Source organism: Desulfuromonas versatilis, assembly GCF_019704135.1.
Lineage (GTDB): Bacteria > Desulfobacterota > Desulfuromonadia > Desulfuromonadales > NIT-T3 > Desulfuromonas_A > Desulfuromonas_A versatilis.
Genome location: NZ_AP024355.1, coordinates 462,484 through 476,035 on the forward strand (window position 1 = coordinate 462,484; position 13,552 = coordinate 476,035).

The 13,552-nt window shown below is 66.0% G+C and carries 12 protein-coding genes; 6 read left to right on the forward strand and 6 right to left on the reverse strand.

What is annotated here, in order from left to right; genetic code table 11:
• Positions 1 to 61 precede the first annotated feature (61 nt).
• The 4 genes from DESUT3_RS02020 (at position 62) to DESUT3_RS02035 (ending at position 4,297) form a co-directional block, all read left to right on the forward strand.
• Positions 62 to 1,570 carry an ATP-binding response regulator gene (locus DESUT3_RS02020; RefSeq protein ID WP_221250807.1) on the forward strand — a complete coding sequence of 503 codons (1,509 nt, stop codon included), beginning with the start codon at positions 62 to 64 and terminating at the stop codon, positions 1,568 to 1,570.
• 62 nt (positions 1,571 to 1,632) lie between these two features.
• Positions 1,633 to 3,402 (forward strand): PAS domain-containing protein, encoded by a 1,770-nt coding sequence (locus DESUT3_RS02025; RefSeq protein WP_221250808.1) that lies wholly within the window; start codon positions 1,633 to 1,635, stop codon positions 3,400 to 3,402.
• Positions 3,399 to 3,764 carry a response regulator transcription factor gene (locus DESUT3_RS02030; protein ID WP_221250809.1) on the forward strand — a complete coding sequence of 122 codons (366 nt, stop codon included), beginning with the start codon at positions 3,399 to 3,401 and terminating at the stop codon, positions 3,762 to 3,764. The genes DESUT3_RS02025 and DESUT3_RS02030 overlap by 4 nt, the downstream gene beginning before the upstream one ends.
• A 107-nt stretch (positions 3,765 to 3,871) precedes the next feature.
• Positions 3,872 to 4,297, forward strand: a complete 426-nt coding sequence (locus DESUT3_RS02035; RefSeq protein ID WP_221250810.1) for an SseB family protein — start codon at positions 3,872 to 3,874, stop codon at positions 4,295 to 4,297.
• A gap of 435 nt (positions 4,298 to 4,732) precedes the next feature.
• On the opposite strand, the gene DESUT3_RS02040 is transcribed toward DESUT3_RS02035, so the two are convergent.
• Positions 4,733 to 5,194 carry a pyridoxamine 5'-phosphate oxidase family protein gene (locus DESUT3_RS02040; RefSeq protein ID WP_221250811.1) on the reverse strand — a complete coding sequence of 154 codons (462 nt, stop codon included), beginning with the start codon at positions 5,192 to 5,194 and terminating at the stop codon, positions 4,733 to 4,735.
• A 130-nt stretch (positions 5,195 to 5,324) separates the two neighbouring features.
• Here DESUT3_RS02040 and DESUT3_RS02045 point away from each other — a divergent pair, with 130 nt between their 5' ends.
• The gene (locus DESUT3_RS02045; RefSeq protein WP_221250812.1) at positions 5,325 to 6,047 is read left to right on the forward strand and encodes a DUF3108 domain-containing protein; all 723 of its coding nucleotides are present in this window, start codon (positions 5,325 to 5,327) and stop codon (positions 6,045 to 6,047) included.
• 31 nt (positions 6,048 to 6,078) lie between these two features.
• On the opposite strand, the gene DESUT3_RS02050 is transcribed toward DESUT3_RS02045, so the two are convergent.
• From DESUT3_RS02050 to DESUT3_RS02060, 3 genes are all read right to left on the reverse strand, one after another.
• Positions 6,079 to 7,497 (reverse strand): aldehyde dehydrogenase family protein, encoded by a 1,419-nt coding sequence (locus DESUT3_RS02050; RefSeq protein WP_221250813.1) that lies wholly within the window; start codon positions 7,495 to 7,497, stop codon positions 6,079 to 6,081.
• A gap of 165 nt (positions 7,498 to 7,662) precedes the next feature.
• The gene (locus DESUT3_RS02055) at positions 7,663 to 8,361 is read right to left on the reverse strand and encodes an SDR family oxidoreductase (RefSeq protein WP_221250814.1); all 699 of its coding nucleotides are present in this window, start codon (positions 8,359 to 8,361) and stop codon (positions 7,663 to 7,665) included.
• A gap of 34 nt (positions 8,362 to 8,395) precedes the next feature.
• The gene (locus tag DESUT3_RS02060) at positions 8,396 to 9,709 is read right to left on the reverse strand and encodes a M23 family metallopeptidase (protein WP_221250815.1); all 1,314 of its coding nucleotides are present in this window, start codon (positions 9,707 to 9,709) and stop codon (positions 8,396 to 8,398) included.
• 216 nt (positions 9,710 to 9,925) lie between these two features.
• Here DESUT3_RS02060 and DESUT3_RS02065 point away from each other — a divergent pair, with 216 nt between their 5' ends.
• The gene (locus DESUT3_RS02065) at positions 9,926 to 11,164 is read left to right on the forward strand and encodes a NupC/NupG family nucleoside CNT transporter (RefSeq protein ID WP_221250816.1); all 1,239 of its coding nucleotides are present in this window, start codon (positions 9,926 to 9,928) and stop codon (positions 11,162 to 11,164) included.
• A 7-nt stretch (positions 11,165 to 11,171) separates the two neighbouring features.
• On the opposite strand, the gene DESUT3_RS02070 is transcribed toward DESUT3_RS02065, so the two are convergent.
• Both DESUT3_RS02070 and DESUT3_RS02075 read right to left on the reverse strand, forming a co-directional pair.
• Positions 11,172 to 13,055 carry a sensor histidine kinase gene (locus tag DESUT3_RS02070; protein ID WP_221250817.1) on the reverse strand — a complete coding sequence of 628 codons (1,884 nt, stop codon included), beginning with the start codon at positions 13,053 to 13,055 and terminating at the stop codon, positions 11,172 to 11,174.
• A 56-nt stretch (positions 13,056 to 13,111) separates the two neighbouring features.
• Positions 13,112 to 13,501 carry a PilZ domain-containing protein gene (locus DESUT3_RS02075; protein WP_221250818.1) on the reverse strand — a complete coding sequence of 130 codons (390 nt, stop codon included), beginning with the start codon at positions 13,499 to 13,501 and terminating at the stop codon, positions 13,112 to 13,114.
• Positions 13,502 to 13,552: the final 51 nt, after the last annotated feature.

Here is a 13,552-nt window from a genome sequence, read left to right on the forward strand (position 1 = left end):
TCCGCACCCTGTCAGGGGACAAACCGGGGGAGATCCGAGCCCTCGTGGAGATAGAGACGTCATGAAAAAAAACATCCGGGTCCTGATGGTCGAGGACTCCGAAAACGATGCCCTGTTGATTTCCCGCGAGCTCAAGCGCGGCGGGCTGGAAGCGACGGTGCGGCGGGTCGACGCGCCGTCCCAGCTGCGCCAGCTGCTGGCCGACGAACCCTGGGACCTGGTCCTGGCCGACTACCGCATGCCCCGCTTCAGCGGCCTCGAGGCCCTGGGGATGGTCCGGGAGGCGGGCCTGGATCTTCCCTTCATCCTGGTTTCGGGGACCATCGGCGAGGAGACGGCGGTGGCGGCCATGAAGGCCGGGGCTCACGACTACATCATGAAGGACAACTTGGCGCGGCTGGTGCCGGCGGTGGAGCGCGAAATGCGTGAGGCCAAGGTGCGCCAGAACCGTCGCCGGGCCGAAGAGCAGCTGCGCGAGAGCGAAAAGCTGCTGCGCGCCATCCTGCGCTCGGTGGCCGACGGCCTGTTCGTCACCGACAACGAGGAGCGCCTGGTGATGATGAACCGCGCCGCCGAGCAGATGCTGGGGATCGCCTCTGGCAAGGTACTGAACCTCCCCGTCGAGCAGGCCTTCGCCGGCAGCCCCCTGCTGGAGAAGCTGCGCGCCGCCCCGCCAGCCAAAAAGGGGGGGCGCCAGTTCGAGTTCGAGCTCATCGAGGGTCGGCATATCCGCTACCTGCGGGCCAAGACCTCGACCATTCTCGATCGGGCCGGCCGCGCCATGGGGACCATCGTCATCCTCACCGACCTGACCCGCGAATGGGAGCTGGACCGAATGAAGACCGAGTTCATCTCCACCGCCGCCCACGAGCTGCGCACCCCGCTGACCTCGATCCAGGGGTTTTCCGAACTGCTCACCACCCGCGACGACTTGGACCGGGAGGAACAGAAAAAATTCCTCCATTACATCCTCAAGCAGTCCCTGGGGCTGGGACGCATCGTCAACGAGCTGCTCGACATCTCGCGGATCGAGTCGGGGCAGGGTTTGGCCCTGGAAATGGCTCCCTGCGATCCCGGGGAGATGGTGGAGCAGGTCCTCACCTGCTGCCGGACCCAGACGCCCAAACACCGCTTCGAGATCGCCCTGGAGCCGCTCCCGCGCACGCTGCTGGCCGATCGGGGGAAGATCGTGGAGGTGTTGGAGAACATTCTCTCCAACGCCGTCAAGTACTCCCCCGCCGGGGGGCTGGTCAGAGTGTCGGGCCGGGCCACCGAGGCGGGTTTCGAGCTTGCCGTCGAGGACCAGGGGATTGGCATGACTCCCGAGCAGCTGGAGCGGATCTTCGACCGCTTCTACCGGGTCGATGCTTCCACCACCGCCAGCGGCGGGTTGGGGCTGGGGATGAGCATCGTCAAGAACATCGTCGAGGCCCACGGCGGCAGCATCCAGGTGAGCAGCGAACCGGGGCGGGGAACCCGGGTCAGCTTCGTCCTGCCCCTGGCTCCGGAGCAGGAGGCCCTGCAGCCTCCCCTCGCCGGTTCCGGCCGCGGCAGGTCCGGTCGGCGCTGACCGCCCCCGGGCGCTAAGGCGACACCGGGGACAAGCCGATGCCGGGCAAAGGGTAACAGGCCATGAACGAGCGGAACGCCAGAACCCTGCGGGCGGCCCTCAAGGCAGCCGCCATCTATACGCTGCTGGCCGGGGGGTGGATTCTGGTCTCGGACCGGATTCTACTCGCCCTGATCCGGGACCCGGACCTGCTCACCCGGGCGCAGACCCTCAAGGGGTGGTTTTTCGTTCTCGCCTCGGCGGGGCTGCTGGCCTGGCTGGTCAACCACTACCTGGGGGCACTGCGCCGCGAGGACGAGATGCGCCGCGGCACCGCCCGGGAGCTGGATCGGCGGGGCAAGCTGCTGGCCAACATCATCTCCAACATCCCTCTGTACGTCTTCTGGAAGGGCCGGGATTCCGCCTACCTCGGCTGCAACCAGCGCTTCGCCAGCGTGGCCGGGGTCGGCCGCCCGGAGAATATCGTCGGCAAAACCGACGAAGAGTTGGCCTGGCGCGGCAAGGACGCCGAGCTGACCCGGTTGCGCGACCGCCAGGTCCTCGACAGCCGCAAGCCGCTGCTCGAGTTGGAGGAGACCCTGCTGCTGGCCGACGGTCAGCCCGCCACCTACCTGACCAGCCGCGTGCCGCTGCTGGACGAGGCGGGCGAGGTGATCGGCCTGCTCGGCATCTGCAGCGACATCACCCTGCGCAAGCGGGCCGAGCAGGAGCTTCGCCAGGCCCTGCAGGAGGCCGAACAGGCCCGGGACAAAGTCAGGGGGATCGTCGGATCGGTGGCCGAGGGGCTGCTGGTCACGGATCGGGACAGCCGGGTGGTGCTGGTCAACCAGGCGGCCGAAGAACTGCTCGGGGTCAAGCAGCAACTTGCGCAGGGGCAACCGCTGGAGCAGGTGGTCCATCAACCGCAGGTGGCCGAGCGCCTCGCCCCCCTGCTCGCCCGGCGCCAGGGCGGGGCCAGCCTCGAGCTGCAGTTGCCCGGCCCCGACCCGCGGCAACCGCGCCATCTTCAGGCCCGCACCTCGGTGATCCAGGACCAGGCCGGCGAGGTGAGCGGGATGATCGCCATCCTGCTCGATGTCACCCGCGAGCACGAGCTGGAGCGGATGAAAACCGACTTCATCGCCACTTCGGCCCGCGACCTGCGCGGCCCGCTGGCCTCCATCCTCGGCTTCAGCGAGCTGCTGCTGGCGCGCAAGCCGATCGACAGCGACGAGCGCAACCGGTTTCTCGCCTACATTCACCAGGAGGCGCAGAGCCTGGCGCGGATCGTCAAGGACCGCCTGGACATCGCCCTGCTCGAGTCGGGCGGGGAGCTGGGGCTCGATCTGGCCCCCACCGACCTGGCCGCGCTGCTGCGGAGGATGGTCGACTATTTCCAGGAGAAGAATCCCGCGCACCGCTTCGAGCTGCAGGTCGGCGAACAGGCCGCCGAGCTGCTTCTGGACGGGGAGCGCATCGAGCAGGTGCTGCATAACCTGCTCGGCAACGCCGTCAGGTACTCCCCCGGCGGCGGGTCGGTGAGGGTGGCGGCGCAGGTGGAGCCCGAGGGGTGCCGGATCCGGATCAGCGACCAGGGGCGGGGGATGCCACCGGCGGAGCGGCGGCGGGTATTTGAAAAATTCTACCGGGGCGAGCGCTCCAGCCAGGATACCGAGGGGCTCGGCCTGGGGATGACCATCGCCCGGCACATCGTCGAGGCCCATGGCGGGTCCATCGAGGTGGAGAGTGAGGAAGGGCGGGGGACCACCGTCAGCGTCTGCATCCCCCTGGGAATGGCGGCGCAAGCGTCGCGGGCGGCCCAGGGGGCGAGTCTCGAAAGGGAGAATCCGTGAAAAAGATCCTCGTTGTTGACGACCAATTGACCATCCGCGAACTGGTGGAGGCCACCCTGCGCTCCGAGCAGTGCCAGGTCCTGCACGCCGACAGCGGCGAACGGGCCATCGACCTGGTTCGGGCGGAGAAGCCGGACCTGATCCTGCTCGATATCATGCTCCCCGAGGGGCTCGACGGCTACGCCGTGGCCCGCACGCTGAAGCAGGATGCCGCCACCCGCCAGGTGCCGATCATCGCCCTGACCGCCAAGGTCCAGCAGATCGACCGGGAGCAGGCCTTCGCCGCCGGGGTCGACGATTACCTGGCCAAGCCCTTCAGTCTCAAGGAGCTGCGCGCCAAGGTGGAGCGGTTTTTGCGCTAGTGCGGATGGACATTGAGGGTTGAGTTTGGGAGGGGCGGCCTGTTACAGTGGCCTTTATCCGTGAATCCGAGTGGGTTTCACCCCGACCATCATCCGAAAGGCAAGCCATGACCGAGCTCGACCAGGCCCTGGAAATCCTCCAGCAGGACCGACGCGACCCCCAAAACCAGTCCCAGTATTACGACCTGGTGCTCAATAGCAATTTTTTTATTCCCACCTTCGAGGACACCGAAAGTGAAGGGGCGCCTGCAGCGGCTGAGGAAAACCAGGTGATGCCGCTGATCCTTGAATCTGACGGTGACGACTACATGATGCTCTTCGATACCGAGGAACGGCTGCAGGCTTGGGCCGGGGGCGAGGTGAGCTTTGTCGAGGTCCCGGGGCACGTCATCGCCGAGATGTCGGCGCCGCCGCTGCACTGGGCGCTCAACGTCGGTACCGAGTACTCCAAGCAGTTTCTCCCCGAGGAGATCGCCTGGCTGCGCGAGTCGGTGGAGAAGTGCAGGGCGGAGGCTGAAGGGGAGGGGAAATGAGGGGTGAGCTTTGTTGTCTGAAAGGCTGAAAATCTCAGAATCTTTAATGGCTTAAAACCGCCGGTCCCGGCCGGCAGCCGGGTTACTTCTTTGCTGCGTCCAAAGAAGTAACCAAGAAAGGACGTTCGCTGCGCTGGCATGGGGGTCGCATAGAGGCGGTGCGACTGGGACCGTTTGAGCAACTGACTCCCGGCGCGTCTTCGCCTGCCCCTCTTTTCCGCCTAAGAGGTTCGCAATCGGTCTACGGGGCTGTTGCAAACACCGGCGCTGCTAGGAAAAGGCAGAAAAGCCTCACTGCCCCATCTCCCCCGCGCCCCCTTTGACAATGGGGGCGCTCCCCGGACCACGAAGACGGACCGGCTCAGGATGGCAGATCGGCCGCAGGTGCTACCCGCCGGTTTTGGCTTTTTCAATAACTCCGCAAATCCTCTAAATCTAGCGCCTAGCCTTCCCGCTGATCTGCTGGACATCGATCCTGATGACCTTGGTGGCCTTGTCCAGCTTCTCGATATAGTGCTCACCCTCCTCGATAAAGCCCGGAGAATATTTCTCCAGCAGCCACAGCAAGGCCTCCCGCCGCTCCTGCCCCCGGGCTTCGGTGGCCAGCCCGAAGGCCAGCGCGCTCTCATACTCGGTAGCGAACTGCTCGGCCAGTACCCGGGTTTGGCCGACCACGCAGAAGCAGACCCTGGGATTGTTTTCCAGATTCTCGATCTTGTGTCCCTCCAGAGCGCAGTGGAAATAGATGCGCTTGTCCCGGTAGGCAAAGCTCAGCGGTACGGCGTAGGGCTGGCCGTGGGCGTCCACGGTCGAGAGGATCCCGTATTCGCCCCGGACAAGCAGCGCCTCGGCCTCGCTGGCCGGCATCTCCCGGTCTTTTCTTCTGATCTGCCTCATGCGTTTTCGTCCCTTTCGCGGTTTCCCCGCTGTGCAAATTTTCCCGTTTCGTCTGCAGAGCCGCCCCTGCCTGGGTTAAAATAGCTCTATGGCCCTGATCCCGCCAGGGAAATCGACTTGGAGGTGGGTCTTGCTCCGTCTGCTGCTTGCCCTTCTCATCGTCGTCGCTGCGTTGCCCGCGGCGGCCGCCGAACCCGTGGTGCCGACCCCCTATCATGCCACCTATGCGGTCTCCTATCGGGGCTTCAATGTGGGGCTGCTTCATTTCGAACTGCGTTCGCCGGAGGCGGGGGTGTTGGTCTTCGAAACCCGCGCCGAGCCCAGTCTGCCCGCCCGACTGCTGGTAAGCGCCGCAGCCTTCGAGCGCAGCAGGATGCACATCGATGGGCAGGGGGTGAGGCCGCTGTCCTGGGTTCTGGAGGACGGCAAGAAAGGCAGCGAGAAGGACGGCCATCTGGCCTTCGGTTGGGCGGAGCAGAAGGTCTCCGGCGAAGTAAAGGAAAAGCCGGTCGCGCTTCCCGTCGAGCCCGGGCTGCAGGATCGGCTTTCGATTCAGATCGCCGTCATGACCACCCTGCTGCGCGGTGAGGTCCCCGGCACCTTCCCCATGATCGACGGCGACGAGATCAAGCATTACAGCTACACCCCCGCCGGTTCCGCAAGCCTCAAAACCAAAACGGGTGACTTCGCGACGGTTTCCTACGAAAGCACCCGTCCTGGCTCGATCCGGGTCTCCCGGGTCTGGTACGCCCCGGCCCTGGGCTATCTGCCGGTGCGGGCCGAACAGAAGCGCAAAGGCAAGGTCGAGACGGTGATGGAGCTGGTGAGCGTCCAGGGACGGGGCGACCGATGACTCCCCAGACCTTTGCCCTTTCTCGACCGTCTCACAACTGCAGCGATTTGATCTCCAGAAACTCCTCCAGACCGAATTTTCCGAACTCCCGGCCGTGCCCGGACTGTTTGTAGCCGCCGAAGGGGGCCAGCAGGTTGAAGCGTCCGCCGTTGATGTCGATCTGGCCGGCGCGGATTCTCCGGGCGACGCGCTGGGCCCGCCCGGCATCCGCTGACCAGACCGCGCCCGCCAGCCCGTAGGGCGAATCGTTGGCGATGCGCACCGCCTCCTCCTCGTCGCGGTAGACGAGGATCGAGAGCACCGGACCGAAGATTTCCTGCTGGGCGATGGTCGACTTGGGGGCGACCCGGCCGAACACCGTCGGCTGCACGAAATAACCCTTGTTCATTCCCGGCGGGGCCTCGGCTCCGCCGAGCAGCAGTTCGGCCCCCTCCTCGATCCCCTTGCGGATGTAGTCGCGCACCCGCTGGCGTTGGATTTCGGAGACCAGCGGCCCCAGTTTGGCCCGGTCGCCGGCGGGGTCGCCGACGGTGAATCCCCCGGCGATCTCCACGGCGAGGCGGGCCGCCTCCTTGTAGAGACTTTCCGGGACCAGCATGCGGGTGTGGGCGCTGCAGGTCTGCCCGGAGTTGAGAAAACAGGCGTTCACCGTCCCCTTGACCGCCGCCGGCAGGTCGGCGTCCGCGAGGATAACCGCTGCCGATTTGCCCCCCAGCTCGAGGGCGACCCGCTTCACCGAGTGCGCGGCCAGCTCCGCGACCCGTTTGCCGGCCCGGGTCGAGCCGGTAAAGGAGATCATGTCCACCTGCGGGTGGGCGGCCAGCTCCTCGCCCACCACCGGACCGAGACCGCTGACCAGGTTGACCACCCCGGGGGGCAGCCCGGCCTGCGCGACGATCTCGGCAAGGATGAAGGCGTTGAGCGGGGCCACCTCGCTCGGTTTGAGTACCACCGTGCAGCCGGCGGCCAGGGCCGGGGCCAGCTTGGCGACGATCTGGTGCAGGGGGTAGTTCCAGGGGGTGATGCAGGCCACCACGCCGAGCGCCTCGCGCACCACCAGAGAGTTGCCGATCCGCTCCTCGAAGGGGTAGTCGCGCACCAGGGCGGCGTAGCTCTCCATGACCGCGGCGGGCAGGCCGGCCTGGATGCGCCGGGAGAGCTTCAGCGGCATGCCGACCTCGGCGGTGATGGTCTCGGCGATCTCCTCGCTGCGACTGACCAGCCCCTGGTGAATTTTCTGCAGGCAGGTGGCGCGTGCCTCGACCGGGGTGGCCGCCCACCCGTCGAATGCGGCGCGGGCCGCCTGCACTGCGCTGTCGGCGTCCTCGGCGGTGCTGGCCGGCACCCGGCCGATGACCTGTTCGGTGGCCGGGTTGAGGACGTCGATGAACCTTCCCCCTACCGAGGGCTGCCAGTGACCGTTGATGTAGTTCTTGTCGAATATGCGCATGCTCGCCCCCTGGTCGATGATGGTTAATTTATAGCAGGCTCCGCCGGGAATTCATCCCCGGGGACAGGCGGTTTTTCTTCCTGGGGGCCCTGCTGGGAGGTGTCGGGCGGATGAAAAAAGCCCGCCGGGAGGGGCGGGCTTTGGGGCGACGTGGCTGGCGGGCGATCACCAGGGGAGCACCTTGCCGTCGTAGGTCCAGAGCTTGCCGCTGTCGGCCAGGCTCAGGCTGGTGAGTACCTTGAACATCCCCGCGGCGCTGAGCTCGGGGGAGAGCGGCGCCTCGGCGCCGCCAAGCTCGGTGTGAACCCAGCCGGGGTGCATGGCCACGGCGCTGATGCCCCTGTCGCGCAGGTCGACGGAGAGGTTTTTCGCCACCATGTGCACCGCCGCCTTGGACGAGCGGTAGGCGTAGCTGCCGGACGACTGGTTTTCGCCGATGCTGCCGAGCAGGCTCCCCATGATGGCGATGATCTTGCGGCGGCTGCGGGCCACCTGGTCGACCAGGGCGACGCTCAGTTGCAGCGGGGCGATGGTGTTGACCCGGAAGGTCTCGAGCCAGCCCTGCTCGTCGATAGGGCCGAAACCCTGGGGCTTGGGGCCGAAGATGCCGGCATTGTTGAACAGGATGTCGATGGCGCGCCCGGCCAACCCTTCGGCCAGGGCCGCCACCTGGTCGGGGTCGGTGACCTCGAGGGGGAGGACCTCCACCTGGTCGGGGTGGCTGGCGGCCAGTTTCTCCAGGGCCGGGGCGCTGCGCGGATTGCGGCAGCAGGCGAGCACCTGCCAGCCATGCCGGGCGAATTCGCCGGCCAGGGCCAGGCCGAGCCCCCGGTTGGCGCCGGTGATGAGAATGGTTTCGTTCATCGGTTCCATCCTTTCCGGTCCCCAGCGCGCAGGGTCACTTGCCGGGGGCCAACTGCAGCTTGCTGGTGACGTTGTTGGTGATCCAGTCCCCGTCCCACCATTCCAGCGGATAGACCGAGAGGCCGCCGAGCAGCACCTCGAAGTGCAGGTGGTCGCCGCCGGCCATGCCGGTGGCCCCGGTGTTGCCGACGATCTGCCCCTTGCTGACCTGCTCGCCCTGCTGGACGGCGATGCGGCTCAGATGGCCGTAGAGGCTCTGCAGCCCCATGCCGTGGTCGATGATCACGCACAGCCCGTAAATCCCCAGGTAGTCGGCGAACACCACGGTGCCGGAGTTGGCCGCTTCCACCGGGGCCTGGGCCACCGAGGCCAGGTCGATGCCGAGGTGGGTCTGCTTGTCGACCTCCTGACCCTCGTGGTAATAGCTGCGATGGTCGGCAAACAGGGCCAGGGTGGCCGCCTTGGACTGGCGCAGGAAGGCTCCCTCCCAAAGGGGGACCGGAGCGGTGCTGGCGCCGATTTCGATGAGCTTCTGCCGGTTCTGTTCGCGCACCTCGCGGTTGACCTGCAGAAAGGCATCGAGGGGCGACTGGGCCTGGGGGGCCAGTTCCTCGAACTCGGGCGCTTTGGTTTCGAGGAAAGACTGGCCGACCTCGATTTTGCGTTCGCGGAAATTGCGGTTGTTGAGGTGGTAATAGAAACCGGCCTGGCGCTCGTTGCCGGCCCGGTCCACCGCCATCAGCTTGGGGGTGAACTGGTTCATGGTCATGTTCCAGGGGAAGGCGAACAGGCAGGCGTAGGCCCCGGAGGGCTGGCGGTAACCGGGGAAAAACAGCTCGCCGATGGTCACCCCGGTGGATTCCGCCTCCTCGGAAAGGGTGTAGACGATCAGCCCCGCGCCCCCCCGGTTGAGGTTGTGGGCGGTGCTGAGCACCGAGATGACCGGGGCCCGGCTGTCGAATTCGAAGGTGAAAACCTGCTGGCTGACATTGCCGGCGCCGAAGGGGAAGATGCTTCGGTCAGTGGCGGTGACGTTGATTTCGACCGGCCCGTCCTTGATTTCGCCCTTGGGCAGAGACAGGGATTCGCTCTGCACCAGGGTGCCGCGCTCATAGGTGCGCGCCAGCAGCGGAATCGATTTGCCCTGCTGCACCAGGGTGACGCCGAGGGATTTGAGGCCCGAGCCGGGGTCCTCCACCTGCAGCTGCAGGTGGCGCTGGGCGGAAACCGGTCCCGCGCCGGGGGTTAGGGCGATCTGCGGACCGGTGGTATCGCGGAAATAAAAGACGGCGGCGGCAACCAGAAGGATGAGCAGGCCGGATAGGCCGACGATGCTGGTGGTTCTCAAGGGGCATTCTCCTTTGTTCGATTTGAAGAGCGTATTCTCAACCAGCCGAAGTGAAAAATCAAGGGGGCTCCCCTCGGCAAGTAATATCACGAATCAATTCGGGAGCAAGCCGCTGCGGAGTCGGTAGCCGGTAAGTGCCCGTTGGGGAAGATTGACCGGAAAGGCAGGGCGGGCTAGACTGCCGGCCGGCTTGAATGATTTTTCGCGGGAGGGCGTATGGCCTATCAGGGGGTGTTGGGGATTGTGGTGCTTTTGGGGCTGGCCTGGCTGCTGAGTGAGGAGCGCGGGCAGGTGCGCTGGCGACCGGTGCTGACCGGGGTGGCGCTACAGCTGGTGCTGGCCGCCGCCTTGGTCAAGCTGGCGCCGTTCCGGCTGTTTTTTCTCGGGCTCAACGAGGCGGTCATGTTCGTCGACCGGGCCACCCAGGCGGGCACAGCGCTGGTGTTCGGCTTTCTCGGCGGCGGCCCGCTCCCCTATGCGGAGACAGCGCCTGGGGCCTCCTTCACCCTGGCTTTTCGCGCCCTGCCGCTGGTGCTGGTGGTCAGCGCCCTTTCCGCGCTGCTGTTCTACTGGCGGGTGCTGCCGCTGCTCGTGCGGGCTTTCTCCTGGGTGCTGCGCAAGACCATGAACATCGGCGGCGCGCTGGGGGTGGGAGCCGCGGCCAACGTCTTTGTCGGCATGGTCGAGGCTCCCCTGCTGGTGCGCCCCTACCTGGCGGAGATGTCGCGCAGCGAACTGTTCACCCTGATGACCTGCGGCATGAGCACCATCGCCGGCACCGTGCTGGTGCTCTACGCCTCGATCCTGCAGCAGGCGGTCCCCGACGCCCTGGGCCACATCCTGATCGCCTCGGTGATCAGCGCCCCGGCGGCCATCGCCGTGGCCCAGCTGATGGTCCCCCAGCAGGGGGCGGTGACCGGCGCCGAGATCCACGGCATGAGCGAGGCCTCGGGGGCCATGGACGCCGTCACCCGCGGCACGGCCGAGGGGCTGAAGCTGCTGCTCAACATCATCGCCATGCTGATCGTGCTGGTCGCCCTGGTGAGCCTGGTCAACCAGCTGCTGGCCCTGCTGCCGGCGGCCGGCGGCCGCCCCCTGACCCTGCAGGGGCTGCTCGGCTGGCTGATGGCCCCGGTGGCCTGGCTGATCGGCATCCCCTGGCAGGAGGCGGTAGCCGCCGGCAGCCTGCTCGGCACCAAGACTGTGCTCAACGAATTCGTCGCCTACCTCGAACTGGCCGCCCTTCCCGAAACCGCACTCTCCCCGCGCAGCCGGCTGATCATGACCTACGCCCTGTGCGGCTTCGCCAACCTGGGGAGCCTGGGCATCATGATTGGCGGGCTCGGCACCATGGCGCCGGGACGGCGCGGCGAAATCGTTTCGCTGGGGGGCAAATCCATTGTCGCGGGAATTCTTGCCACCTGCATGACCGGAGCGGTGATCGGACTGCTTTGAGGCGGGCTCAGGCGCTCGAGGAGAGCGGCGGCCAGTCCTCCAACAGCGGTGTTTCACCTGCCTCCCGGGGGCGCAGCGGGAGCTGGATTTCGACCCGGGTGCCCTGCATCGGCCGGCTGTCCACGGAGATCCCGCCGTCGTGGGCCTCCAGGATGTGCTTGACGATGCTCAGCCCCAGCCCCGTCCCCCGCACCGCCGTGTCAGAGGTGTCGGCGCGGTAGAATTTGTCAAAAATACGCCCGACCTGGTCGGGGGTCAACCCCACCCCCTGGTCGGAGACCGACAGCCGGTAGCTCTCCCCGCAGCGCTCCCCGGCAAGCTCCACCAGGCTGCCGCGCGGCGAAAATTTCACCGCATTGCTCACCAAATTGTTCAGCACCTGGAAGAGGCGTCCGCGGTCGGCGACGATCCTGGTCGGGGTTTCCGCCAGGCGCAGTTCGATGCGGTGGCCGGGATAGCGCTCGCGAAACCGCGCCAGCGCATCCTTCAGCAGCTCCTCCATGAAAAATGGGGAGTGCTCCAGCCCCAGGGGCTTGCCCGAGGCGAGCCGGCTGACGTCGAGGATGTCGTCGACCAGCCGCGCCAGGGCCTCCGCACTCTGGTAGATGGTGCCGAGAAACTCCCTGCGCTGGTTCGGCGTCGGATCGAAGAGCCCCCCGTCAAGCAGCAGTTCCGCGTACCCCATGATGCCGGCCAGCGGGGTTTTCAGCTCGTGGGTCGTCATCGCCAGGAACTCGTTTTTCATCCGGTCGATTTCCTGCTCCCGGCTGACGTCCTGGAACAGGACGATCATCCCCTTTTCCAGGTGGTCCCGACCGACCAGCACCGAGGTCCTCGCCCGGTAGTGGTGGAGGATTTGGCGGCGCGGGTCCTGGTGTTGGAAGTCGAACTGGCGCCCCGCCCCCCGTTGCAGCTCTCCCAATAGTGCCTGGTCGTCGAGGATTTCCTCGATCCCCCGGCCCAGCGCCTGGTGCAGGGAGACCCCCAGCAGGCGTTCGGCGGTTGCGTTCATGAGCAGCACCCTGTCACTGGAATCGGTGACCAGCAGACCGTCGGGGACCGAGCGGAGAATGCCGTCGATCTTCTCCTTGGCCTCCTCGGAGATGCGAAACGCCTCGATCAGGGAATTTTCCGCGCGGCGGCGCTCGGCAATTTCGGCGTTGAGCTGCTGGTTGGCTTCGAGCAGCTGCTGGGTGCGCTCGGTGACGCGCCGCTCCAGGTCGTCCATCGCCATTTGCAGGGCGGCTTCCGCCTTTTCGCGTTCCCGGATGGAGCTGTGGGCCTTTTTCATGACGCCGAGAATGGCCAGCAGCAACCCCGCGGAAATGACCAGCATCACCAGGGTCGACTGCCGGGTCAGGCCGAGCAGCCGGTCATGGGAAGCGGAAATGTCGAGGTAGGTTTCCACCGCCCCCAGGAAGAGGTCCCGCGCCATCAGCGGGACATAGGTCTCCACCACGTCCACCGCGATCGGCCGGTCTTCGGCGGTGCGGGAATCGGATTCCACCACCTTGGAGTAGATGATCCCCCGGGCGACCTGCTCATGGAAGTAGGGCTTTGCGTTGCGCTGCCCCTCTTCGGCCGGGTCGCTGGAATAGATGATTTCTCCGTCGGGGGAAAAGATGCGCAGCTTGACCAGACGCGGGTCGTTCTGGTAGCGGCGGATCTCCTCGACCAGCTCCGGGGCCAGGCGCTCCCGGGTCAGAGGCTGCCCCTCGAGCTTGAGCATGCGCAGCAGCGCATCGACGTGGCGCGCCGCATCCTCCTCGGTTTCCCGGACCAGGATGTCCTGGTAGGAGGGGTAGATGATCAGCGCGTTGTACAGGGGGAGAAAAACGGCGATTACCAGGGAGTAAAGCAGAATGCTGCGCAGAAAGGTTATTCGGAACATGGCACCGCCTCCTGAGAGGTAGTTAATCAAGAAGCGTGCCATGAAAAGGAGCTAAGCTAATTTTCTCCCTGCGCCTCGGGATGGTCGTGGATCCATTCATCCACGGCCTCCGCGTCCTCGCCGGGCAGATCGAGGAATTTCAGTCCCATGCCGGGTTCGTAGGGCGAGGTGCGGTCGTAGAGCCGGCGCCAGACCACCTCGCAATTGCAGGTGACCCGGCGATTCAGGGGCGGGGGCAGGGGGATTTCGACGGGAAAGCGGTTTCCGGGGTCCCGGGGATTGACGGTGGAGATGAACATTCCGCTGCGGCTGATGTTTCTGGCATACCCGAAAAAGGCCTTGCCGCCATCCTCAAGCCGGACCTTCAGAATGATCAGCGGGGAACGCAGGTGCTTGCGGGCATCCGCAGGCGTCCTGGGGGTGTCCTGGTCACGCTTTTCGGGCATGGCATCTCCTCGGCCGGAGCAACTCCTACCTCATCCTAGCACAAAAAATGC